General features: G+C 65.7%; 19 protein-coding genes. 10 read left to right on the top strand and 9 right to left on the bottom strand.

Annotated elements, in window-relative coordinates:
• The first annotated feature begins 2 nt into the window (after positions 1–2).
• From AXW67_RS10380 to AXW67_RS10350, 7 genes are all read left to right on the top strand, one after another.
• Positions 3–908, top strand: coding sequence for a LysR family transcriptional regulator (locus tag AXW67_RS10380; protein ID WP_063677815.1), 906 nt, complete (start codon positions 3–5; stop codon positions 906–908).
• A gap of 121 nt (positions 909–1029) precedes the next feature.
• Positions 1030–1974, top strand: coding sequence for a 5-dehydro-4-deoxyglucarate dehydratase (gene kdgD / locus AXW67_RS10375; RefSeq protein ID WP_063677845.1), 945 nt, complete (start codon positions 1030–1032; stop codon positions 1972–1974).
• A gap of 23 nt (positions 1975–1997) precedes the next feature.
• Complete coding sequence (gudD, locus tag AXW67_RS10370; protein ID WP_063677814.1) at positions 1998–3341, top strand: glucarate dehydratase; 1344 nt, start codon at positions 1998–2000, stop codon at positions 3339–3341.
• 72 nt (positions 3342–3413) lie between these two features.
• The gene (locus tag AXW67_RS10365) at positions 3414–4862 is read left to right on the top strand and encodes an aldehyde dehydrogenase family protein (protein WP_027552694.1); all 1449 of its coding nucleotides are present in this window, start codon (positions 3414–3416) and stop codon (positions 4860–4862) included.
• A 120-nt stretch (positions 4863–4982) separates the two neighbouring features.
• Positions 4983–6524 carry a galactarate dehydratase gene (garD, locus tag AXW67_RS10360; protein WP_063677813.1) on the top strand — a complete coding sequence of 514 codons (1542 nt, stop codon included), beginning with the start codon at positions 4983–4985 and terminating at the stop codon, positions 6522–6524.
• A gap of 40 nt (positions 6525–6564) precedes the next feature.
• Positions 6565–7770, top strand: coding sequence for a mandelate racemase/muconate lactonizing enzyme family protein (locus AXW67_RS10355; RefSeq protein WP_063677812.1), 1206 nt, complete (start codon positions 6565–6567; stop codon positions 7768–7770).
• A gap of 202 nt (positions 7771–7972) precedes the next feature.
• Positions 7973–8242, top strand: coding sequence for a hypothetical protein (locus AXW67_RS10350; RefSeq protein ID WP_063677811.1), 270 nt, complete (start codon positions 7973–7975; stop codon positions 8240–8242).
• Between the two features lie 51 nt (positions 8243–8293).
• Here the strand turns inward: AXW67_RS10350 and AXW67_RS10345 are convergent, their stop codons facing one another.
• The 3 genes from AXW67_RS10345 to AXW67_RS10335 all read right to left on the bottom strand — a co-directional run bounded on the left by AXW67_RS10345 (position 8294) and on the right by AXW67_RS10335 (position 12499).
• Positions 8294–9802 carry a CYTH and CHAD domain-containing protein gene (locus tag AXW67_RS10345; protein ID WP_063677810.1) on the bottom strand — a complete coding sequence of 503 codons (1509 nt, stop codon included), beginning with the start codon at positions 9800–9802 and terminating at the stop codon, positions 8294–8296.
• Positions 9803–10072: 270 nt separating this feature from the next.
• A complete protein-coding gene (locus AXW67_RS10340; RefSeq protein WP_063677809.1) occupies positions 10073–10774 on the bottom strand; it encodes an outer membrane protein in 702 nt (233 codons plus the stop codon).
• A gap of 21 nt (positions 10775–10795) precedes the next feature.
• Entirely contained in the window at positions 10796–12499 is a 1704-nt protein-coding gene (locus AXW67_RS10335) for a hypothetical protein (protein WP_145927523.1), read from the bottom strand.
• A 248-nt stretch (positions 12500–12747) separates the two neighbouring features.
• Between AXW67_RS10335 and AXW67_RS10330 the strand changes: the two genes are divergently transcribed.
• Positions 12748–13728: an AraC family transcriptional regulator gene (locus AXW67_RS10330; protein ID WP_063677807.1), complete on the top strand. Its 981-nt coding sequence runs from the start codon at positions 12748–12750 to the stop codon at positions 13726–13728.
• Between the two features lie 29 nt (positions 13729–13757).
• On the opposite strand, the gene AXW67_RS10325 is transcribed toward AXW67_RS10330, so the two are convergent.
• From AXW67_RS10325 to AXW67_RS10315, 3 genes are all read right to left on the bottom strand, one after another.
• On the bottom strand, positions 13758–14114 hold the full coding sequence (locus tag AXW67_RS10325; protein ID WP_201723659.1) for a hypothetical protein: 357 nt from the start codon (positions 14112–14114) through the stop codon (positions 13758–13760).
• A gap of 337 nt (positions 14115–14451) precedes the next feature.
• A complete protein-coding gene (locus AXW67_RS10320) occupies positions 14452–15042 on the bottom strand; it encodes a DUF2147 domain-containing protein (RefSeq protein WP_027552703.1) in 591 nt (196 codons plus the stop codon).
• Between the two features lie 106 nt (positions 15043–15148).
• Positions 15149–16177 (bottom strand): NAD(P)/FAD-dependent oxidoreductase, encoded by a 1029-nt coding sequence (locus tag AXW67_RS10315; RefSeq protein WP_063677805.1) that lies wholly within the window; start codon positions 16175–16177, stop codon positions 15149–15151.
• A gap of 180 nt (positions 16178–16357) precedes the next feature.
• Between AXW67_RS10315 and AXW67_RS10310 the strand changes: the two genes are divergently transcribed.
• The gene (locus tag AXW67_RS10310) at positions 16358–16825 is read left to right on the top strand and encodes an acyl-CoA thioesterase (RefSeq protein ID WP_063677804.1); all 468 of its coding nucleotides are present in this window, start codon (positions 16358–16360) and stop codon (positions 16823–16825) included.
• Between the two features lie 13 nt (positions 16826–16838).
• Here the strand turns inward: AXW67_RS10310 and AXW67_RS10305 are convergent, their stop codons facing one another.
• Complete coding sequence (locus tag AXW67_RS10305; RefSeq protein WP_027552706.1) at positions 16839–17159, bottom strand: 2Fe-2S iron-sulfur cluster-binding protein; 321 nt, start codon at positions 17157–17159, stop codon at positions 16839–16841.
• A 114-nt stretch (positions 17160–17273) separates the two neighbouring features.
• Positions 17274–17648, bottom strand: coding sequence for an Hpt domain-containing protein (locus AXW67_RS10300; protein ID WP_145927521.1), 375 nt, complete (start codon positions 17646–17648; stop codon positions 17274–17276).
• A gap of 398 nt (positions 17649–18046) precedes the next feature.
• Here AXW67_RS10300 and AXW67_RS10295 point away from each other — a divergent pair, with 398 nt between their 5' ends.
• Positions 18047–23695 carry an apolipoprotein A-IV repeat region-like domain-containing protein gene (locus AXW67_RS10295; protein ID WP_063677803.1) on the top strand — a complete coding sequence of 1883 codons (5649 nt, stop codon included), beginning with the start codon at positions 18047–18049 and terminating at the stop codon, positions 23693–23695.
• Positions 23696–23766: 71 nt separating this feature from the next.
• On the opposite strand, the gene AXW67_RS10290 is transcribed toward AXW67_RS10295, so the two are convergent.
• Positions 23767–24414 (bottom strand): response regulator, encoded by a 648-nt coding sequence (locus tag AXW67_RS10290; RefSeq protein WP_063677802.1) that lies wholly within the window; start codon positions 24412–24414, stop codon positions 23767–23769.

Genomic DNA, 24414 nt, shown 5'->3' with positions numbered 1-24414 from the left:
CGATGTTCGACCTCAACCAACTCCGCTGTTTCGTCACAGTGGCGGAGGAACTGCATTTCGGCCGCGCCGCCGCGCGGCTGAACATGACCCAGCCGCCGCTGTCCCGGCAGATCCAGGTGCTCGAGCACATCATCGATGCGCCGCTGCTGGAGCGCACCAGCCGCTCGGTGCGGCTGACGCCGGCCGGGCGCAGCTTCCTGCCCGAAGCACGGCGCATCCTCAAGCTTGCGGAGAGCGCATCCCAGGTCGCCCGCCGCATCGCGCTCGGCAAGACCGGCTCGCTCAAGATCGGCTTCACCGCCGCCGCCGCTTACGGTTTTCTGCCCGAGCTCGTCGCGGCCTGCCGCGCCAAACTGCCGGAGGTGGACTTCTCGCTGAAGGAGATGGTCTCGGGCGACCAGTTCGAGGCACTGACCTCGGGCCAGATCGACGCCGGCCTGTTGCGGCCGCCGATCGCGCGCCCGGAGCTCACCAGCCGCCGCGTCGTCGCCGAGCCCCTGCTCGCCGCGATCCCGAAAAAGCATCCGCTGGCGAACGCCGAAAGCATCACCATCAAGGATTTCGACGACCAGCCCTTCGTGATGTATTCGCCCTATGAAAGCCGCTACTTCCACGATTTGCTGGTGGCACTGTTCACCCGCGCAGACATCCTGCCGCGCTACGTCCAGCACCTGAGCCAGATCCACTCGATCCTCGCCATGGTGCGCGCCGGCCTCGGCCTTGCCATCGTGCCGGCTGCGGCCGCGAGCCTGAAGATCTCCGACGTGCGTCTGCGCCCGCTCAAGCTGCGTACACGCGTTCCGGTCGAACTCTTCATGGTCTGGCGCCGCGACGACGAGAATCCGCTGCTCTCGGCCCTGGTGAAAATCGCGGGCGAACTGACCTCGGCGGAGACTGCGGAAGATTGATACTGATTCCGCATCGGTCGATATAGGCTTTGGCTTGGACCCGCATCGAACGGTCTCTTAAACAACGGCGCATGGACGCGGCAGTTGCGTCCTCCACAACACACAGAAGGGAGTGGCGCCCGTGAGCAAGATGACCCCGCAGGAGATGGCCCAGAAGATCGGCTCGGGCCTCCTGTCCTTCCCCGTCACGCCGTTCAGGGCTGACTACTCATTCGACGAGACCACCTACCGCGCCAACATGGATTGGCTCTGCGGTTACGATGTCGCAGGTCTCTTCGCCGCTGGCGGCACCGGCGAGTTCTTCTCGCTGACGCCGACCGAAGTTCCGCAAGTGGTCAAGGTCGCCGTCGAGGAGACCAAGGGCCGCGTGCCCGTGCTCGCCGGCACAGGCTACGGCACCGCGATCGCGCGCGAGATCGCAATCGGCGCAGAAAAGTCCGGCGCTGACGGCCTGCTCCTGCTGCCGCCCTATCTCACCCATTCCGAGCAGGAAGGCCTTGCCGCCCACGTCGAGGCGGTCTGCGCCTCGGTGAAGATCGGCGTCATCGTCTACAACCGCGACAACGCAATCCTCCAGCCCGACACGCTCGCGCGCCTCGCCGAGCGCTGCCCCAACCTCGTCGGCTACAAGGACGGCATCGGCGACATCGAGCTGATGACCCGCGTCTACACCAAGCTCGGCGATCGCCTGACCTATGTCGGCGGCCTGCCGACCGCCGAGACCTTCGCGCTGCCCTATCTCGACATGGGCGTGACGACCTATTCGTCGGCCGTGTTCAACTTCGTGCCGGAATTCGCGACCAATTTCTACGCCGCCGTGCGCAAGCGCGACCACGAGACGATCCACGCCGGCCTGAAGAACTTCATCCTGCCGCTGATCGCGATCCGCAACCGCAAGAAGGGCTATGCGGTCTCGATCATCAAGGCCGGCATGAAAGTGATTGGCCGCGACTCCGGCCCGGTTCGCCCGCCGCTCACCGACCTCACCGAGCAGGAGATTGCGGAACTGACCGCGCTGGTCGAGAAGCTGCCCGCCATCCGATCGACACAACAGGCGGCAGAATAACAGACAACAGGGAGGAGCAGCGGATGGTCGAGAGCGGAATCTCCGGCGCGCCAGTCGTCACGTCGATGCAGGTGATCCCGGTCGCGGGCCGCGACAGCATGCTCCTCAATTTGAGCGGCGCCCATGCGCCGTTCTTCACCCGCAACATCGTCATCCTTACCGACAATGCCGGCCACACCGGTGTCGGCGAGGTGCCGGGCGGGCAAAAGATCTGGCAGACGCTCCAGGACGCGCGCGATCTCGTGATCGGCAAGACCATCGGTGCGTGCAACAACATCCTCGCCGACATCCGCACCGCCTTCGCCGACCGCGACGCCGGCGGCCGCGGCAAGCAGACGTTCGATCTTCGCGTCATGATTCACGCGGTGACGGCGGTGGAATCCGCCCTGCTCGATCTGCTCGGCCAGCATCTCGACCTGCCCGTGGCGGCCCTGCTCGGCGAAGGCCAGCAGCGCAGAAGCGTCGAGACGCTCGGCTATCTCTTCTTCGTCGGCGACCGCCGCAAGAGCAAGCTCGACTATGTCGGCGGCGAGACCGGCAAGCCCGAATGGTTCAACCTCCGCCATCAGGAAGCGATGACGCCGGACACGGTGGTGCGGCTCGCCGAAGCCACCCACGACCATTACGGCTTCGCCGATTTCAAGCTCAAGGGCGGCGTGCTGCGCGGCGAGCAGGAAATCGAGGCGGTCACGGCGATCGCCAAGCGTTTCCCCAATGCGCGCGTCACGCTGGACCCGAACGGCGCCTGGTCGCTCGATGAGGCGATCCGGCTTTGCAAGGACATGCACGGTATCCTCGCCTACGCCGAGGACCCCTGCGGCGCCGAGGCCGGCTTCTCCGGCCGCGAGATCATGGCCGAGTTCCGCCGCGCCACGGGCCTGCCGACCGCGACCAACATGATCGCAACCGACTGGCGCCAGCTCTCGCACGCGCTGCGCCTGGGTGCGGTGGACATTCCGCTCGCCGACCCCCATTTCTGGACCATGCAAGGCTCGGTCCGTGTTGCCCAGACCTGCCGCGACAACGGCCTGACCTGGGGCTCGCACTCCAACAACCATTTCGACATTTCGCTCGCCATGTTCACCCATGTCGGCGCCGCCGCCCCCGGCAAGGTCACCGCGATCGACACCCACTGGATCTGGCAGGACGGCCAGGCGCTGACCAAGGAGCCGCTCCAGATCAAGGGCGGTAAGATTGCCGTCCCCGACAGGCCGGGCCTGGGTATCGAAATTGACCGGGCAGCCATCGACGCAGCGCATGACCTCTACAAGCAGCATGGACTTGGCGCCCGCGATGACGCTATTGCCATGCAGGACCTGATCCACGGCTGGACCTTCGACGACAAGCGTCCCTGCCTCGTGCGTTAGGCGTGATCCCGGAAAAGTGGGCACCGGTTTTCCGATAAGGATTGTGCCCCTAAAGAGTAACTGGAGGACAAGATGACTGCGATCCTGAAGAACTTCATCGGTGGCGAGTGGGTCGACGGCTCCGGCGTCACCAAGAACATCAACCCCTCCAATACCAACGACCTCGTCGGCGAATACGCCAAGGCCGACAAGGCGCAGACCGAGAAGGCGATCGCTGCCGCGAAGGCCGCCTTCCCCGCCTGGGCGCGCTCGACGCCGCAGGAGCGCTATGACGCGCTGAACAAGATTTCTGCCGAAATCCTCGCCCGCAAGGAAGAGCTCGGCCGCCTGCTGGCCCGCGAAGAAGGCAAGACGCTGCCGGAAGGTATCGGCGAGGTCGCCCGCGCCGGGCAGATCTTTGCGTTCTTCGCTGGTGAAGCCCTGCGGCTGATCGGCGAGAAGGGTGCCTCGGTCCGTCCCGGCCTCGAGGTCGAGATCACCCGCGAGCCGGTTGGCGTCGTCGGCATGATCACGCCTTGGAATTTCCCGATCGCGATCCCCGCCTGGAAGATCGCCCCCGCGCTCTGCTACGGCAACACCGTCGTGTTCAAGCCCGCCGAGCTCGTGCCGGGCTCCGGGCACGCTCTTTCCGAGATCATCACCCGCTCCGGCATTCCGGCCGGCGTGTTCAACCTGGTCGTCGGCTCCGGCTCGGTGGTCGGCCAGACCCTGCTCGAGCACCCGGACGTCGCTGCGATTTCGTTCACCGGCTCGGTGCAGACCGGCCGAAAGATCGCGCAGGCCTGCGTGCTCTCCAACCCGATGAAGAAATTCCAGCTCGAGATGGGCGGCAAGAATCCGCTGGTCGTGCTCGATGACGCCGATCTGAAGACCGCCGTCGAGGTCGCCGTCAACGGCTCCTATTTCTCCACCGGCCAGCGCTGCACCGCCTCCTCGCGCCTGATCGTCACGGAAGGTATCCACGACCGCTTCGTCGCTGCGCTGACCGAGCGCATGAAGGGCCTGTCGGTCGACGACGCGCTGAAAGCCGGCGTGCATATCGGCCCGGTGGTCGACCAGAGCCAGCTCGACCAGGACCTGCGCTATCTCAAGATCGGCCAGGACGAAGGCGCCAAGCTCGCCTGGGGCGGCGAGCTGCTCAACCGCGAGACGCCCGGCTACTACCTCCAGCCTGCGCTGTTCACGGAAGCCAACAACAACATGCGCATCGCCCGTGAAGAGATCTTCGGGCCCGTGGCCGCCGTCATCCGCGCCAAGAACTATGAAGAGGCGCTCGCGATCTCCAACGACACCGAGTTCGGCCTCGCCTCCGGCATCTGCACCAGCAGCCTGAAATATGCCTCACATTACAAGCGCAACAGCGAGGCCGGCATGGTGATGGTCAACCTGCCGACCGCCGGCGTCGACTATCATGTGCCGTTCGGCGGCCGGAAGGGTTCGAGCTACGGCGCCCGCGAGCAGGGCTCCTATGCCCGCGAGTTCTACACCACGGTGAAGACGGCCTACACCTATCCCGGCTGATAAGCTGACGTCGTAGGGTGGGTTAGCGTCAGCGTAACCCACCACGGCCAAAACGCATGAAGCAGGGTGGGTTACGCCTTCGGCTAACCCACCCTACAATTCTGTTCTTGAGGAAAGCGCATGGACCAGGACATCGCAGCGAAAGAGCAGCCCCGCTACATCAAGCTCAACGAGCGCGACAATGTCGCGATCGTGGTCAATGATTTCGGGCTTCCCGCCGGCTCCCGCTTCGCCTGCGGGCTGACGCTGCGTGCCTTCGTGCCGCAAGGGCACAAGACGGCACTGGTCGACATCGCGCAAGATGCGCCGATCATCCGCTATGGCGAGGTGATCGGCTACGCGCTCTCGCCGATCCTCGCCGGCGAATGGGTGGATGAAGCGCGCATCCGCATGCCGGAGGCCCCTGCCCTCGACAAGCTGGAAATCTCCACCGCCGTTCCCGCTCCGCTGCCGCCGCTCGAAGGCTACACCTTCGAGGGCTATCGCAATCCCGACGGCTCGGTCGGCACCAAGAACATCCTCGGCATTTCCTCCTCCGTGCAATGCGTCAAGGGCACGATGGAATATGCGGTGAAGCGCATCCGCGCCGAGCTCTTGCCGAAATATCCGAACGTCGACGACGTCGTTCCTCTCACCCATGCCTATGGCTGCGGCGTCGCGATCACCGCACCCGACGCAGTCGTGCCGATCCGCACGCTGCAAAACATCGCGCTCAATCCGAATTTCGGCGGCGAAATTCTCGTCGTCGGCCTCGGCTGCGAGAAGCTCGCGCCCGAACGGCTGGTGCCGGAAGGCGTCAATGACGCCATCGTGCGCATGCAGGACGAAGCTTTCGACGGCTTCGGTGCTATCGTCGACGCGATCATGACCCAGGCCGAGGCGCGGCTGAAGGTGCTCAACACGCGCAAGCGCGAGACCTGCCCTGCTTCCGACCTCGTCATCGGCCTGCAATGCGGCGGCAGCGACGCTTTCTCCGGCGTCACCGCGAACCCGGCCGTCGGCTTCGCCGCCGACCTTTTGGTGCGTGCCGGTGCCACCGTGATGTTCTCCGAAGTGACGGAAGTGCGCGACGCCATCCAGCTCCTCACCCGCCGCGCCATCAACGAGGATGTCGGCCGCGCACTGGTGCGGGAGATGGCCTGGTACGACTCTTATCTGGCCCGCGGCGGCGCCGACCGCAGCGCCAACACCACGCCGGGCAACAAGAAGGGCGGCCTCGCCAATATCGTCGAGAAGTCGCTGGGCTCGATCGTCAAGTCCGGCTCCTCCGCCATCACCGGCGTGCTCTCGCCGGGCGAGAAGGCGACGCAGAAGGGCATGCTGTTCGCGGCAACGCCTGCGAGCGACTTCATTTGCGGCACGCTGCAGCTCGCCTCCGGCATGACGCTGCAGGTCTTCACCACCGGCCGCGGCACGCCCTATGGCCTTGCCGCCGCGCCCGTGATCAAGGTCGCGACCCGCAGCGAGCTTGCCCGCCGCTGGAAGGACCTGATCGACTTCGATGCGGGCCGAATCGCCACCGGCGAGAAGACCATCGAGGAAACCGGCTGGGACCTGTTCCGTCTGATCCTCGACGTCGCCAGCGGCCGCACCAAGCCGTGGTCGGACCGCTGGGGCATCCACAACGATCTCACGCTGTTCAATCCAGCGCCGGTGACCTGAGCGCCGATCACGACACCCGCAAGACCAAGAGGACTCCTCAATGTCCCGCATCACGACCCTGCGCACCATCCGCATCGACGAGCGGCCGAACCTGATCTGGGTCGAGATCGGGACCGACGAAGGACTGACTGGCCTTGGCGAGAGCTTTCGCGGCGCGCAGGCCGTCGAGGCGGCCGTGCACGAGCTCGCCGCGCCCCTGGTGCTCGGCCAGGATTCCCGCCGGATTGAAGCGATCTCGCGTCAACTTTTGACGCCCTATCTCGGCTTCCACAGCGTCAGCGCCGAAGTGCGCGCCGCCAGCGCCATCGATATCGCGCTGTGGGACATCAAGGGCCAGCGCCACGGCATTCCCGTGCACGAGGCGCTCGGCGGCGCCAGCCGGCTCGAGATTCGCGCCTACAACACCTGCGCCGGCTACGCCTACAACACCAAGAGCGCCAAGCGCCGCGAGATCGGCACTGAGGATACGGCACTCGGCCCCTATGACGACCAGATCGCCTTCATGCGCGACGCCGGCGCGCTCGCCGAAAGCCTCTTGAGCGAAGGCTATGGCGCCATGAAGATCTGGCCGTTCGATCCCTTTGCCGCCAATGGCGGCCATTCGATCTCGCTCGCCGACCTCAAGACCGGCCTCGAGCCCTTTCGCAAGATCCGCGCTGCGGTCGGCGATCGCATCGAGGTCATGTGCGAGCTGCACAGCCTGTGGGGCGCTCACACCGCCGAGCGCATCTGTCGCGCGCTCGAAGACTACGGCGTGTTCTGGGTCGAGGACCCCCTGGGCAAGATGGACGACGTGCAGGGCCTTGTCGACCTCAGGCGGCGCGTGAAGACGCCGATCTGCGGCAGCGAGACGCTGGCGGGCGCGGCGAGCTTCCGCAATCTGCTCGCGGCCGACGCCGTCGATGTCGTGATGCTCGACATCGCCTGGTGCGGAGGCCTCAGCGAAGCACGCAAGATCACGGCACTGGCTGAAGCCTACAACAAGCCGCTCGCCCCGCACGACTGCACCGGCCCGGTGGCACTGATGGCGGGCCTGCACCTGGCGCTGCATGCGCCGACCGCGATCTTCCAGGAGGTCGTACGCGCGACGCTGTCGACCTGGTATCGCGATCTCGTCACCGCGCTTCCGGCCGTGAGCAACGGCATCGTGTCGGCGCCGACGGCGCCGGGCCTTGGACTTGCCCTCAATCCGGGTTTGCGCCGCCGACCGGATACAGTGGTGCGAGAATCCAAACTCGGCGCGTAGAGCACGATCAGCGTCATTTCACGACGGTTGCGCGAAACTGTCCGGAAACATTGGCGAAGAAAACTTCGTCCTCACTTCCTTGCGGCCCCAGTACGCAACCAAATATATCCGCTTACAGTGATCGAATGTTCGTACACAAGCGAACCTGTTCCGGCACAGGCGCGACCAACCTCCGATTGGTATCCTTCCACGGAGATTTGAAATGCGTGTTCTTTCGATGATTGCCGTTGCCGGCGCGATGATTGCGAGCGCGACCAGTGCATTCGCCGGCGAGCTTCCCTCTTATGAAGTAAAGTCGTTTCCGATCTCGGCGACGCAAGTCCAGGTACTCGGCGGCGCCGGCGTTCAGGAGCAATCGACCGCCCCGGCTCTGACCATCGCCGGCATGCCCGCCTCACCTGCGCAGGTCTCTGTGCTGTCGCCGCGCGCCAAGCGGTTCGCCCGCGTGACCACGACGAGCGAGGCGCGCTAAACCAACTTCCGTCATGCCGGGCGCGCAAAGCCGCGCCCCGGCGGCACTGCTTCAAAATCGCTCGAGCGCCCGCACCTCCCGCGCCGCGGCCGCCATCAGCGGCTTCGCTGCCCGATCCTCGCGACCGACCACGACGCCCGATGCAAAGGCGCTGGCTTTGCCGTTGCGACGCGGCGCATGAAGTGCGGCATCGACGGCCATCCTGCGATGGGCGACGAAATCGTTGAGCGACCCCAACGCATCCTGGATCTTCTTGAAATGCTTCGATAGCCGCGCGAGCTGCTTCTGCTCGCCCTTGCCCGTGAACAGGCTATCGAAAAACTCGATCGCATATCTGAGCTTCTTGATGCTGATCCGGAACTTGTGTCGCTGGCGCGCCGACATTTCGTCGAGGTGCCGGCCATCCTTGCGGGCTTTCTTGATGCGGCGATGGAGCAGCTCGCGCGCGAATTTTCCGATCCGCGCCTTCGCCTGGTCCGGCGCGACGGTCCGGCTGGATTCGATCCATTGCAGCGTATCGATCAGGAGCGCGCGAAATCGCTCCGAATCGACCGCTCTCCTCGCGCGCTCGAAGGCCCGCTCTCGCCGCTCCGTAAATTCCCGTCTGATCGCTTTGCCACCGCGGCGCAGCAGCGCATCACGGCTCGCCGGCTCGATATTGTCCTTCACGAACACATCGAGCTCGCGCGCTGGTGCGAGCTCGTTCGTCAGCCACTTCAGCTCCGTCCTGGTTCTTTCGCGACCGGCCCCGGACAGGGTTTTCGAGAACAACGAGATCGCCGCGCGCAGGCGCCGTAGGCCAACCCGCATCTGGTGAATGCCTTCCGCATCTCCGTTGCGCACGGCGTTGGCATTGCCGCAGAAATGGCGCGCGGTCGCACGGGCAACGACCCTGAATGCATCGCCCGCGCTCATGTCGACATCTAGCATGATGCCATCGGCGGACATGACCGGATGCTCCTCGCCGCGCGCGAGCGCATAGCCCCGGTCGGATTTCGATCGCAGGTCGAGCTCGGCCTGCGACTTGCGCTCGAGCGTCTTGGCCATCCGAAACAGGTCAACAGGGCGGCCGCTCTTGAGTTCGAGCTCGAGCTCCGCGATCGGGCTCGAGCGATCTCCGGCAATGATCCTGCCACGATCGATGGCGAGCTCGACCTCGCTACCCCCGGTGCGGATCGGCAATGTGATGCGACGGACCGACGTCTCGAAGACCGGCCTCAGCTTGCGGCGCAGCTTTTTGGAGGCGATCGGCTCGAGCGGCGTGCCGTCGGCTTTGCCGAGATGCGGCGTGCTCCCCTTGATCTCGCTCTCCCATTCGCCGCGGCCGAACTCGGCCCCGTTCGCCGACTTCACGGTCTGGACGTGCTTGTGGCCATCCCGCCGCACGCGAAGCGTCAAGCCGTGCCGTTTCAGCTTGCATTTGGCGGTATCGAAATAGGTCGAGAGCAGATCGCTCCCGTCATGCGTGCCCGCCGCCTTGCCGCCAGGCACACGGCCCTTCGCGAACGCCGCAAGGTGGCGTGCAGGCACGTGGAATTTCAGCTCGGCTTCGACGGCCATCCCAACCTCCTCGCGCTCGGCTACCTCGTGTAACGCACGAGAACGCGCCAGGTGCCTTGATCGAAGACAAAATCGGGAACCGCTTGATGCAGACGGCACGACCGCACCGGCTCTGATCGTCGCCGGCCCAGATTTCAGTGCCGTCGTCACATCGCAAGGTCGTTGCCGGCGCGAGTTCGGAACGCCAAGTGAATTCAGTCAGGACAAATGCCGGAAACAGAGCTCCGCTTCCGGCATTCTGATTGCGTCAGGTACGTACCGTACTGGCGATCAGTAGCGCGCCGTCACTGGCGCGTCCCCGAAATGATAGTTCACACCGAACCGCGCGAGGCTGACATTGCGTTCGGTCAGCTTGCCGAACATGTCGCTCGGCGTCGACGTCGTGAAGGAGGGGATGAAAAGATACTCTGCCTTCGCCGACCAATTCGGCAGGAACATCCATTCCAGGCCGCCACCGACGACGCCGCCCCAGACCGCGTCCGGTTCGGACCGGCTCGAATTAGTCACGTTCCAGGCCTTGAGGCCAGCGAAAGCAACGCCGCCCGTGACGTAAGGCATGAAATCTCCGAATGCCACACCCAGGCGCGCGCGGCCGGTGTGCAACCATTCGATCTTCGTTCGGCAAGGAACACTGCCCGCGCAGGGGCCATTCGACGTGTTGCCATCGATCGAGGCCGCGGAGATGTCGCCTTCGACCCCGACGGCGAACATTCCGAACTGCCAGTCGTAGCCAACGGTTCCTCCGCCGATCCAGCCCGTCTGCGTGAAATCGCCGGAGCCACTGCCGGGAAATATCTCGTCCTGGCTCCCGGTTGCGCGGCCCCAGCCGCCGGCCAAGCCGACGTGAAATCCCGACCACGGCGCCGCGACCACCGGCACCTTTGCATACGGGACTGGCGCGATGTCCGCCGCCGCGGCCTTGCCGGCGAAGAGCGCTGTCAGCGAAATCAGGGCAATTACGTGCTTCATCATTGGTGTATTCCTGTGTTTCGCTTAGTTGCCGGGAAGCTGGTAGCGGAGCTCGGTGAAGAACAAATGCGTGTGCGCTTCGGGCGGAGCGCCGTTGGCCACGAACCATGCCTCACGCCGCAGATAGGAGTACTGCGCGAGACCAGTGATGGCGCCGTATTGCGGATCGGCCCAGAAGGTATGCTTGAGGTCGAGCGTCCACTGCTCGATCTGCTTGTTGTTGCTGTTCGCCGAGCCCGGGATGGTCAGCGAGCCCGGGAAGCCAAAGCCGATGTACGGCTGCACCGGCGCCATGCTCGTCGTGTCCACGGCGTAGTTGCGGTCGAAATAGGCCTGGCCGTAATAGGCCGACAGCACAGTCGGATTGAGAACGCGCCACTCGAAGCCACCGAGGAAGCCGTGCGAGCGCACCGTCGAGAGCGCGATGTCGTGCATCCCGGCAGGCCCTGTCGGCAACGCTACGACGTCCGGACCGAGCGCGCCGAGATAGCGGCCCCCGCCAGCGCTCCAGAACGCATTGCCGACAAGCGTGAAGGTGTTGAAAAATTCGAGGTTGCCCGCAACTGTCGTCGCCCATCCATTCGCATCGTGCCAGCCGAAGTCCGGTGCGCCCTGCACCAAGTTGTTGACCCGGAAATGCCGCCACATGCCGGCCGCCTCGAGATGCAGCCGCGTCCCGGACCACACGTCGCTGTCATAGGCGGCCTTGGCGACCACATCCGGAATCCTGTTCGGCGTGCCGGGGTTGGCACCATTATCGAACTGGTTTTGGAGTTGGGCATTGAAGGCAGTCGGGAAGACCACCTCGTTATTGGTGAACTGCTGCGGGTTTTCGACGCCGGCGCCGATGGTGAAATTCGGTGTCGCATGCCACGCGAAGTGCGCTGCCGCCTGGCGCGCCCAGGGCAGACCGACCTGATAGTTCTGATCGATGTTGTTGGTCAGGAAAATGTCCGAGGGATCGGGACCCATCCCGTACCGGTTCGGCGTCAGCCAGCTATAGGTCTGGCCGAAGGTCGTCTCGAACTGACCCGCCTTCACGTCGGCATAGGCAAGCCGCATGCGGAAGGTGTGGCTGTTCGAATTGACGTACACGTTGGCGGGATCGTTGCCGTTGAAGTCGCCCTCGAAATAGCCGGTGAGATCGACGCCCCTGATGTTGCCGTGAGCGCGCAGGCCGAGCACCGAGTTCTGCGCCGAGAGCCGCGTCTCGGTGTTGTTGCCCTGGATGGTGTTGTTGAACGGAATCGCGCCGAAATTGGTCGTGGTCGCAGTCCCGGCATTGGTGTTGCGGCTGACGCCCGTCAGTGCGAGATAGCCGACCGGTGCGATCTCGAAGCCGCCGACTTCGATGGAAGCGGCCTTGCGCGGCATCGGCGCGGGGCCGACGGGCGCGGTCGCCGGCGGCACCACGACGGACGCCGGGGCTGGACGGGCGTCCGTCGTGGCCACGCTCGCCGGCCGCGACTTCGATTTCAGCGCCTGCATGTCGCCGTCGGCGAGCACCCCCTTCTTGCGCAGGATCGCCACCAGGCGATCGCCCTGCTCGGCCGGTGGCGCGGAGGTAACCGCCCTGGCCTCGCTCGATGAGATCACGCCCTTGCTGGCAAGCAGCGAAAGCAGAGCCTCGGTATCGCCGGCCATGACGGATGTGTCGCCACAGGCAGCAAACGCGGCGACCGCCGTCGTCGTGAGCAGCGCCTTGCGAATCCCGAGCCCCAACCTCATTCCAACTCCTCCAGAATCAGCTTCGATCGCGCCAAATTCGACGCGAGAGCGAACACCTATCCGCGCGAGGCCGTCACGCGCTCGGACTGGGAAGAACTGGATGGGACTGAAGCGAACTCGCCTTTCGCTTTACCGGCAGACGATGTATTGCGGCCACAGTGGATCAACGCGATTGAATTGGCGCGAAAATCCGCTATCAACGCGGCCAAGCCATCGAACTGCCGGACGATGGATCACGACTACGCAGCATGACCTCGCCTCCGCCGTTCTTCTCGCCCGCTCAAGCATCGACTGACGCATTTCCGGCCCGCCAGCGCCTCGCAATGTGGCGCGAGCTCTATGGGCGCAACATCGCGAGCGTCGACATCGAGCCGATCGGCGACGAGCCGTTTCATGCAAGCGTGACCTTTCAGGGGCTGCCCGGCGTCGGGCTGGTCTCGGGATCGCGATCACCTGCGCACTATCACGCCACGCGGCAACACCTTGCCCGCGCCAGGGACGGCTTCGGATTGTCGATGCTGATGAGTGGAGCTGCCACCACGCAGCAACTTGGCCGCGAGATCATCTGCCGGCCCGGCACCGCCTCGGTGATATCAGGCACCGATCCCTCGGTGAGCACGATGCACAGCTTCGGCAGCTTCATCACCGTCGTGCTGCCGCGGCCGGAAGTCTCGGCGCTCGTCCCGGATCTCGGCGCCGCCTATGCGCGGCAGATCCCGGCCGAGAACGGCGCGCTGCAGCTCCTGATCCGCTACGTGCAGACCTTGCACGAGAGCGGCCCGCTCGAGGTCGAGCTGGCGAAGGCCGCCGCGAACCACATCGTGGATCTCGCGGCACTTGCGATCGGCGCCAATGCCGATGCGGCGCACGAGGCGCGGCAACGCGGCGTTGCCGCCGCACGGCTGCAATCGATCAAGGCGGAGATCCGCGAACGCGTCGGCGACGGCGACCTCTCTGCTGCGACCATTGCCTTGCGGCACGGCGTGACGCCGCGCTACGTCCAGAAGCTGTTCGAACGCGACGGCACGACCTTCTCCGAGTTCGTCCTCGCCCGCCGGCTCGAGCGCGCCTTGCGCATGTTGCGCGACCCGGATTTTGCGGCACTGACGATCAGCGTGATCGCATTCGATTGCGGCTTCAGCGAACTGTCCTATTTCAACCGCACGTTCCGGCGCGCCTACAACGCCACGCCATCGGACATCCGTCACGCCGCCCTCCGCCTGCGCTAGCCTGCCGTGGCAGTCGGGATCTCGCCCCCTCAGGTCATGCTGCCCGGCATGAAGCAGCGCACGCGCGGGTGGCCGTCGATATAGTGCTTCCACACCATGGTGCGCCCGATCTTGTTCGCCTCGGTGATGACGGCGCCGTCAGGCACCGTGACCCATTCGCTGTCGATGCGCACCCGGTAGTGGCCGCGATCGGATTCCCAGTCGACGTCGGCAACGATGTAGCCGTCGGCGTCCGAGCAGCACTGCCCGTATTCGCTGTGGAGGCTCTCGAACCAGGGTTTGAGCGGCGAGTTGGCATAGCGCCCGTCGTCACGCGCGAGCGCCGATGTCGCCGGCAGCGTCGTCAAGCCGAGCAGCATTACCGCGTACGGTCTTGCAAGTCTCATGTCGTCTCCGCGGATCAAGATCACCGCCGCAAGGGACAACACCGCCCGCCGTCTGTGCCGAAAGCGTCAGGCGCCGCGACAGCGACTCGTTTCCCCAACGGCTTTGGGACAGCTTTGCAAATCCGGAGCCAAGGTGCATTCCGGGGAACTACTGGCGCAAGGCACGCCCGGCATTCGTCTTCGGGCTGGTGTGGCTGCAATTGCGCACACGGGAGGGCGCTCCAGCATTCCAGAGACTGTGCAAGGAATATGGAAGCACCGTTTCCCCGCTTTCGCGGGGAATGACTGCGACGTGTGAGGCTAACGGCGGTGAAGACGCAACAGGCGCGGGCGTACGTTACTGCTTCGGCGCCATCATCGCGCCGCCCTTCTTCGCCGCAGGTGCCGGCGGTTTCGCGGCGGCGGCTTGGGCGGGGAGATATTTGGCGATGATGGCCGGATCGATCTGCGCCATGTTGGTGTCCGGCAGGCGGGTCCAGGTCTCGTCCTTGCCGAGCAGCGAGATGCCGAGATAGCCGCGCAAGGTCAGCGTCTGCCCGTCCGGGCTGACCTTCATGTTGGCCTTCCAGATGTTGCCGTCGCGCGGATTGAGCACGTTGCCGCCCTCGTACTTCAAGCCCTCGCGCTTCATGTTGCGCACGAAGGAGATGCCGAGGATCGGCGCGTTCTTGCGGTCGTCCGCGCACTTGGCGCAGGTCTCGTTCGGATCGTCGCCGGGGCGCGGGAAGGTCTTGGCGATCACGCCTTCGAAGACCCCGTTGTGGTCGATGAAGAGAAACCATCCCACCGGCCTGCCGTCCTCGATCTTCTGCCAGAGGCCCGCAGCGGTGGGCTCAGGCGTCTGCGCCGAAGCCGGGCGCACCGCGCCGAGCGCGAGAGCGAGCGTGAGGAGCGAGAGCAGCCGAAAGCCGGGAAAGAGATTCCGCATTATGATCACCTTGCTAAGCCACGACTGGAGTGGCCGCAGACTACGGCGATTTCGCGAACGGTTCCAGCACCAGAAACATGGGGTATCGCCTCCCCGCCCCGGCAGCTCAGTTGACTCCGAGCTTCTTTTGCAGGCTGGAGGACGAGGTCGTGTACTGGAACACGAGCCGTTTGTCCGGATAGACGTAACGGTGGGCTTTTTGCGCCATCAGCGCGCCCTCGTGGAAACCGCAGAGGATCAGCTTGATCTTCCCCGGATAGGTGTTGATGTCGCCGATCGCGAAGATGCCGGGCACGTTGGTCTCGAACGCGCTCGTCTCGACCGGCACCAGATTGTTCTCCAGCGCAATACCCCAGTTGGCCACCGGGCCGAGCTTCATGGTGAGGCCGAAGAACGGCAGCATGGTGTCGCAGGAAATTTCGGTCACGCTGTTGTCGTTGCCCTTGATTGTGGCGCCGGTGAGCTTGCCGTCGGCGCCGGACAGCGCGGTGACCTGGCCGAGTTTCAGATCCATCTTGCCGGACGCGACCAGCGCACGCATCTGCTCGACGCTGTGGGGCGCGGCGCGGAATTCGTCGCGACGGTGCAGCAGCGTCACGCGCTTGGCGACCGGATGCAGATTGAGCGTCCAGTCCAGCGCGGAATCGCCGCCACCGACGATCAGCACGTTCTTGTCGCGGAACGCCTCCATCTTACGCACGGCATAGTGCACCGAGCTGCCTTCATAAGCCTCGATGCCCGGCACCGGCGGGCGCTTGGGCTGGAACGAGCCACCGCCGGCGCTGATCACCACCACCTTGCACTCGAACACCTTGCCGGTGTCGGTGGTGCAGCGAAACAAGGGATCGCCGATTTTTTCCACCGTCTCCACCATCTCGCCGAGATGGAAGGTCGGGTGGAACGGCTTGATCTGTTCCATCAGCGCGTCGGTGAGGCCCTGGCCGGAGACCTGCGGAATGCCGGGAATGTCGTAGATCGGCTTTTCCGGATAGAGCTCGGCGCACTGGCCGCCGACCTTGTCAAGGATGTCGACGAAATGCGCCTTCATGTCGAGAAGCCCAAGCTCGAAGGCGGCGAATAGACCGCAGGGGCCGGCGCCAATAATCAGCACATCGGTTTTGATCGTGTCGCTCATATCGTCTCTTTGCCAGTGGTTATCGGTTGGACGGCGCCCGGCGGGCAGAGGAACCTTTCCTGTCTAGCCAACGGGGATGGATCAGGGAAGGCATAAAAGCGGGAGCGCCCCGCACGCAGCCTACTTGCCGGGGCAGGATAACTGGGCTGTAAGAGCTAACGATATGACGGAGATCAATCGGTGAACGCGCCAACCCGCCTCGACACGACGCCGCGACTGGAGGACTTCCCCTACCGGCTCAGCGACAACGTGCGCTTCGGCGATCTCGATCCCAACCAGCACGTCAACAACGCGGTCTATGCCACCTATTTCGAGACCGGCCGCGTCACGCTGATGAAGAGCCCGCAATACGGGCTGACGCCGCCGGGCCTCGCCTGGATCATGGTGCGGCTCGACATCCATTTCCGCGCCGAGCTACACTGGCCCAACACCATCGAGCTCGGCCTCGGCGTCGTGAAACTGGGCCGGACCTCTGTGACCTTCGAGCAGGTCGTTTTTTCGGAAGGAAAGTGCATCGCGTCGGCGACGTCAGTCGGCGTCATGCTCGACGAGGCAACGCGGCGGCCGGCGCCCCTCACCGCCGAGATCATCGAGAAGCTCAGACCCTGGCACAAGCGCGGCATCGAGGTCGCGCTGCCGAGCATTTGATGGTCGAGCAGAATTAGGCCTGGCGCTCCGGCGTCGAGACCACGAGCCCGTCGAGCTCGTCGCTCACCTTGATCTGACAGGACAGACGTGAGTTCGGGCGCACGTCGAACCCGAAGTCGAGCATGTCCTCTTCCATCGGCGTCGGGCTGCCGACCTTCTCGCGCCAGGCTTCATCGACATAGACATGGCAGGTCGCGCAGGCACAGGCGCCGCCGCATTCGGCCTCGATCCCGGGAATGCTGTTGCGGATGGCGGCTTCCATCACGGTCGCGCCGTTCTCGATGTCCACCGTGCGGGTTTCACCCTTGTGGTCGATGAAGTGAATCTTGGCCATGTGTGCTCGTGCTGCCGGGATTTCTTGGAATAAGGGAGGGTCCGGGCTGTCCTATAACGGGTCGATCCGGCCTGCGCTAGTGCGCACAGCCACGGGTCCCCGCGGGATCTCGGCTCAGGCCTTGCGGTTCGCCTCGATGGCGGCGCGGACCTCGGCCACCGCCTCTTTCAGCGCGGCGAAGGCGCTGGACGGGTTGACGCCGGTCCGGATCGCGGCCTCGAGGCCGGCGGCGGCATCGGCCACCGCAAAGGCGCCGATCCCGCGCGCGGACCCCTTGAGCTTGTGGGCGAGCGCGCCCGCCTCGGCCGGCAGCGCCGCCATCGCGGCGATCAGGCGGACCGACTGCTCGGCGAACATCGCGAGCACTTCCTGTTCCAGCTCGGCATCGCCGAGCGTCATGCGTGCGAGCTGGTCGAGGTCAAGGGGGCTTTCGAGGGGTGCAAGCGGCGGCGAAGGCATCCAATCCATCCGTTGCAGTTCAGGCGTCATGGCGACAGGCCCCCCGGCATCGCGCGGCGCTCCCCGATCGAGCGGCGAGCTTTGCCCAACCCAAGCATGGAAATGGTTAACGAAGTGTTTGGATCCTCTTGCGTAATTCTGCCCGTTTATTGACGAAAAGTTGCCGCAATCGGGCGAGTTCCGTGGAGAATTCCATTTAATGCTAAGGCGTTACGGCCCGATCCTGTTAACGATGATTAAGAATGTCTTAATCGCGGGCATTTCATTCGCGACGCTCTGCCAATAGGATGTTGCGGAAATTGGCGGACAAGCCGTTCGGGTGGGGACGGCTCGGCGATCCGCCTTAGCGGCATGATCCGGTCTGTGGGCTTGCGTGGCGCGCGGGGCTCGCGGTGGGCGTGTACAAGTAACGAGGGCTCGGACTGAACATGGCGAACACTCCCAAGAAGGTCAAAGACCCCACTGAGGTGGCACTCTCTGCGATCCAGGAAGCCCTGAACATCAGCGACACGGCTGCCGATACCAGCCGCGCTGCATCTGCAGCGCGGAGCGACGCGGTGCCTCCCGTGCCACCGCCAGCGCCTCCCGTGTTCGACGATCCCGCCTTCGAGCCGCGTCCGGCCGCCAACGAGCGCGCGGTGTTCGAGCCGATCGAGGAGCCGCGCACCTCGCACCGTGCGGCCAATGACGACCGCGAGACCATCGGCCAGCTGCTCCAGGCGCTGCAGAAGGGCCGCCCTGCCCGCAGCGTGTACACCTTCGCGACCGTGTTCGCCGGCATCTGGCTCGCGGCCTGCGCTGCGCTGAGCGTCGGCTTCCTGCCCTCGATCCAGGCCGCCATGGGCCAGAGCGGCGGCGTGCTGGTCATCGCCGGCCTGATCGCGATGTTCTTCGCGCCGATCATGCTGTTCTACTTCCTCGCGAGCCTCGTCTGGCGCGGCCAGGAAATGCGCATGATCGCGCAGGCAATGGCGCAGGTGGCGATGCGCTTCTCCGAGCCGGAAGGCTCCGCCTCCGACTCCATGGTCACCGTCGGCCAGGCGATCCGCCGCGAGGTCGCGGCCATGGGCGACGGCATCGAGCGCGCGATCGCGCGCGCCGGCGAGCTCGAGACCCTGGTCGCCAACGAGGTCGCGGCGCTGGAACGCGCCTATTCCGACAATGAAGTGCGCATTCGCGCCCTGCTCCAGGACATCGCGCATCAGCGCGACAACCTGGTCGGCCAGGCCGAGCAGGTCCGCAGCGCCATCTCGGGCGTGCAGATCGACCTGCGCCACGACATCGCGCTGATCTCGGACGCGATCGCCTCGCGTGTCGACGAGGTCGCCAAGAGCATCACCGGCGCTCTGGAAGAGCGCGGCGCCCACATCACGAGCGCACTGAGCAACGCCGGCGACAACATGATCCTCGCCCTCGGCGAGCGCGGCGGCGACCTGCTCGACCGCCTCGAGGAGGCCAGCAACGAGACCACGCGCGCCGTGCTCGACGCCAGCGAGCGGCTGACCACCAGCCTCAACTTCAAGACCGGCCACGTCCACGACGAGTTCGTCGACCTCGCCGACCGCGTCCACGAGATGCTCAACGAGCGCATCGACCGCATCACCGGCGAGTTCGAGCAGCGCTCCGCCGCGATCGTCGATGGCATCTCGGAGCGGACCGAGCAGGTGCACGACTCCCTGAAGAATTCGTCCGACTCGCTGCTGCTCGAGCTCGAGCTGCGCAGCAACGACCTGTCCGCCAAGATCGACGACGCCGGCAACCGGCTCGCCGGCCAGATCATGACCTCCGGCGACAAGGCCAGCGAGGCGCTCGACGCCACCGTGAACACGCTGGTCGCCAAGGTCGTGAGCCAGACCGAGACCGCACACGACTCGCTGTCGCTCCAGATGAGCGCGTTCGACGAGCTGGTGAAGAACCAGGGCTCGGAGCTGGTCGAGAAGTTCGCCCGCGACTCCGGCACGCTGGGCGCGCTGATCACGCGCCACATCTCCGAGTTCGACCGCACCGTGAAGACCTTCGGCGGCGAGATCGTCGATCGCATGGGTCAGCGCACGCAGGACATCGCCGAGAGCCTGAAGACCTATGTCGAGAATTTCGACACCCGCGTCACCTCCAACAGCGGCCAGATCACCGCGGCGCTCGACCAGCGCCTGGTGCAGTTCGAGACCACGCTGGGCGAACGCGTCAGCAACCTCGACACCTCGCTCAACAGCAAGATCGCAAATCTCGACTCCACCATCGACGGCCACATCAAGACCTTCGACGACCAGCTCGGCGGCCGCGTCGGACTGCTCGAACAGTCGTTCGATACCCGTGCGAGGGCAGTCACCGACACCATCGACAGCCGCCTCGACACGCTGGCGACGTCGCTGACTGACGGCGCCACGCAGGCGATCCAGTCGATCGACTCCCGCCTCACCCACCTTGCGACGTCGCTCACCGACGGCGCCTCGCAGACGATCCAGTCGATCGATACGCGGCTGACCCACCTCACGACGACGCTCACCGGGGGCGCATCGCAGGCGCTCGATTCCATCGACGCCCGCCTCACCCATCTGACGGCCACACTGACCAACGGCGCATCGCAGGCCGTGCAGTCGATCGATACGCGCCTCACCCTCCTGACCTCGACGCTCACGGACGGCACCGCGCAGGCGATCGAAGCGGTCGACCGCCGTATCGCCGGCGTCACCGAGACCATTGACGGCCGCAGCCTGCACCTGACCGACACCGTCACGGCGCGCTTCCAGGAGATCCACCACGCCATCGAGACCAAGGTCGGTTCGGTCGCCAACGACATCGACGTCCGCGTGGCCCAGTTCGAGGACCTGCTCGGCTCACGTGTCGAGGCCGTCGCCGGCCGCATCGAGAGCAGCGGACGCCAGGCCAGCGACGACCTGATGTCTCGCTCCGAGATGATCTCCACCGCGATCCGCTCGCACGTCGAGGACGCCGAGCGCTCGCTCACGAACCTCGTGGTCAACACCAGCGAGACCATCCAGACCGGTGCGCGCACTGCCCAGCAGTCGCTGATGACGGTCTCCTCCGACGTCAACGCCCAGCTCAAGATGACCTCGGCCGAGGTCGAGCGCGCGCTGACCGCAGTCGGCACGGGTGCGGCGAACTCGATCCTCTCCAGCGCCCGCGAGGCGCAGTCGACCCTGGTCGGAGCATCGAGCGAAGCATCGAACCAGATCAAGGCCCTGTCGGCCGACATCGACCGCACGCTGTCGGCAGCGGGAGCGGCGACTGCCGCCTCGATTCTCGCCGGCGCCCGCGAGGTGCAGACCACGCTCGTGACCGCCTCCTCGGATGCCGCCAACCACGTCAAGACGCTCACCGCCGACGTGCAGCGCTCGCTGTCGATGGCCGGCGCCACCACGGCCGAGGCGATCACCGCCGGCGCACGCGATGCGCAGGGCACGCTGATCGCGGCCTCGACCGAGACCGCCAACCAGATCAAGGCGCTGTCCTCGGACGTCCAGCGCTCGCTCTCGATGGCTGGCACTTCGACGGCCGAGACCATCACGGCCGGCGCCCGCGAGGCCCAGACCACCCTGGTCACCGCGTCCTCGGACGCGGCGAGCCAGGTCAAGTCGCTCGCGGTGGAAGTGCACCGCTCGCTCTCGCAGGCCGGCCAGTCGACCGCCGAGACGATCACGGCCAGCGCCCGCGACGCCCAAAGCACCCTGCTCGCGGTCTCCGCCGAGCAGACCGGCCAGGTCCGCTCGCTCGCGGCCGAGATGCAGCGCGCGCTGGCGACCGCCGGCGGCGCCACCATCGAGGCGCTCACCAGCGGCGTGCGCGAGGCCCAGGGCACGCTGATCTCCGCTTCGACCGACGCGGCGAGCCAGATCAAGTCGCTGACCACGGACATCGAGCGCACGCTGACCGCGGTCGGCGCCGACACCGCCTCGACGATCCTCAACAGCGCACGCGAAGCGCAGACGTCGCTGACCTCGACGTCGGCGGACGCCGCGAGCCAGATCCGCACGATCTCGACCGAGATCGAGCGCGCGCTCAGCACGGCCACCACGAACGCGACCAACGACATCCAGACCAGCGCGCTCAACGCCCAGAATGCGCTGATCTCCGCCTCCAACGAGGCGAGCTCGCGGGTCAAGTCGAGCTCGGCCGACGTCGAGCGCTCGGTGCTCGCCGCCAGCAGCAGCTTCGGCCAGGCCATGACCGGCAAGACCGACGAGATCGTCACCTACGTGCAGCAGCAGGCCGACCGTCTCTCGAACATGATCGACGCCAAGCGCGGCGCGCTGGTCGATGCGATCGGCTCGAAGACCAGCCAGCTCACGCTCGACATCGACCGCGTCACGTCGGACGCGCTGAAGTCGATCGAGACGCGCGGCCAGTCGTTCTCGCAGACCATGATGGGCAACGGCTCGGAAGTGGCCCGCACCATCAACGCGGCGAGCGAAATCGCCACCGGTGCGGTCAGCAAGTCGCTCAAGGACCTCGAGCAGGCCTCCCGCTCGGCGATCGACCAGTCGCGCCAGGTCTCGATCGCAGCCGTCACCGAGATGCAGGAAACCAGCAAGATCCTGCGCACCGACACGGTCGCCCTGTTCGAGCGGCTGCGCGAAGGCAACATCCTCCTCCAGGAGGTGCTGACCGGTGCGCACGACAACCTCAACTCGCTCGAGCGGGCGCTGGTGACGCGCGTCGCAGACTTCGTCTCGGCGATGAACGACGTCACCTCGCGCAACGGCGCTGCGACGCAGAACCTGGAAGACCAGCTCAACGTGTTCAACACCAAGACCACGAGGGCGCTCCAGGATCTCGGCGAGCTGTCGACCCAGTTCGACGCCCACGGCAAGGCGCTGGTCGATGCCGCTTCTGTGGTCGAGCAGAGCAACAAGAACACCACCGCTTCGCTTGCCGAGCGCAAGCAGGCGCTGGAATCGCTCGTCACCACGATCGACCTGCGCACGGCCGATCTCGACCAGCGGCTGTCGCGCTTCACCGGCCTGCTCGATGAATCGCTCGCCGCCGCCGAAGAGCGTGCCCGCGACATCGCCCGCGTCGTGGCGGAGACCGCCGGCGCCGGTTCGGCCGCGATCACCCGCCAGTTCGAGGCGGTGCGGTCCGCGTCCGAGGAGGAGCACCGGCAGACCATCGAGGCCATGCACGACATCTACCGCCAGACCACGGACGAGGCGGATGCGATGTTCAAGCAATCGACCGAGAAGTTCTCCAATCTCGTCTCCAGCATGAAGCAGATGGCGTTCGAGATGCACAACGAGCTCGAATCCACCCGCAACGAGCTGCGCCGCGGCGTGCTCGAGATGCCGCAGGAGGCCGCCGAGAGCACTGCGCAGATGCGCAAGGTGATCGTCGACCAGATCGAGGCGCTCGCCGAGCTCAACCGCATCGTCGCTCAGCATGGCCGCGGTCTCGACGTCTCGACAGCGGGTCGTGCCACGGCCCAGCGCCAGGAAGAGCCGCTGCTGGCAGCAGCCGTCGGCGGCCGCAGCACCGAAACGCGCACGCGCGAGAGCGCCAGCGCCTCGACCCTGCCGCCGCCGGACCTCGGCGTGCCCGCTTCGCGCCGCACCGAGGCTCCCCCGGTCGCGCCCGGCGGCAATGACCAGGGCCGTGACGGCTGGCTGTCGGACCTCTTGAACCGCGCCGACACCGGTCCTGCTGCTCCGGCTCCCGTCGGACGTGAGGCTCAGCGCGGCCGCGCTGCGACTCCGCAGCAGCCGCAGGCCCCGCAGAATGGTGGCAATCCGCTGGAGTCGCTGTCGCTGGACATCGGCCGGCTGATGGACCGCAATCTCGCCTCCGAGATGTGGGACCGCTACCAGCGCGGCGAGAACAAGGCCTTCACCAAGCGCCTCTACACGCCCGCAGGCCAGAAGGCCTTCGACGAGGTCGCCCGCAAGTACCGCGCCGACCGCAACTTCAAGGGCACGGTCGACCGCTACATCGCGGAGTTCGAACGCCTGCTCGACGAAGTCGCCCGCGACGGCCGTGGCCCGCAGGAGCTGCGCAGCCACCTGACCTCGGAAACGGGTCTGGTCTACACCCTGCTCGCACACGCGGCGGGACGGCTGGGCTAAGCGGCAAGGCTCGCGAACAACACAATGAAAACGGAGGCCTCGCGGCCTCCGTTTTGTTTTGAGGTGAAGACTTACGTCCCGCCAGGCTGGCCGAATGACAACCGCTCGGCCAGGACGGCGGCCTGGGTGCGCGAGCCAACACCTAGCTTGCGCAGGATGGTCGAGACATGGCCCTTCACGGTCTGCTCGGCGATATCGAGCTCGCCCGCGATCTGCTTGTTGAGCTTGCCTTCGACGATCATCGCGAGAATGCGCAGCTGCTGCGCCGACAGCGAGGCCATTCGCGCGGCAAGCTCGACATCGGAGCTCTGGATCGAGCCGCGGCCGCCGACATTGAGCGGCATCCAGATCTCGCCGGCCAGGATCTTCGTGATCGCCTCCGCCATCTCGGGCAGGCTGAGCGATTTCGGGATGTAGCCGGATGCGCCATAGGCAATCGCCCGGCGGATCGTGGCGGCATCCTGCCGCGCCGAGATGATCGCGACCGGCACCGTCGGGAACTGCGCCGACAGGATGAACAGCGCGGCGAATCCCTGAACGCCCGGCATGGTCAGGTCCCACAGGATCAGGTCGATCTCGTCGGACTGGGCCGACAGCACGCCTATCGCCTCGTCGAGCGATTGGCAGGCGACGATGTCGAGATCGGGCAGCACGGTCGACAGCGCGCTGCGGAGCGCAGCCTGTACCAGCGGATGATCGTCGCCGATGAGGATGCGCAT

Origin of the sequence: Bradyrhizobium neotropicale (genome assembly GCF_001641695.1) — a bacterium.
GTDB lineage: Bacteria > Pseudomonadota > Alphaproteobacteria > Rhizobiales > Xanthobacteraceae > Bradyrhizobium > Bradyrhizobium neotropicale.
The sequence above is the reverse complement of the archived record's forward strand: the minus strand, read 5'-3'. Positions and strand labels throughout refer to the sequence as shown.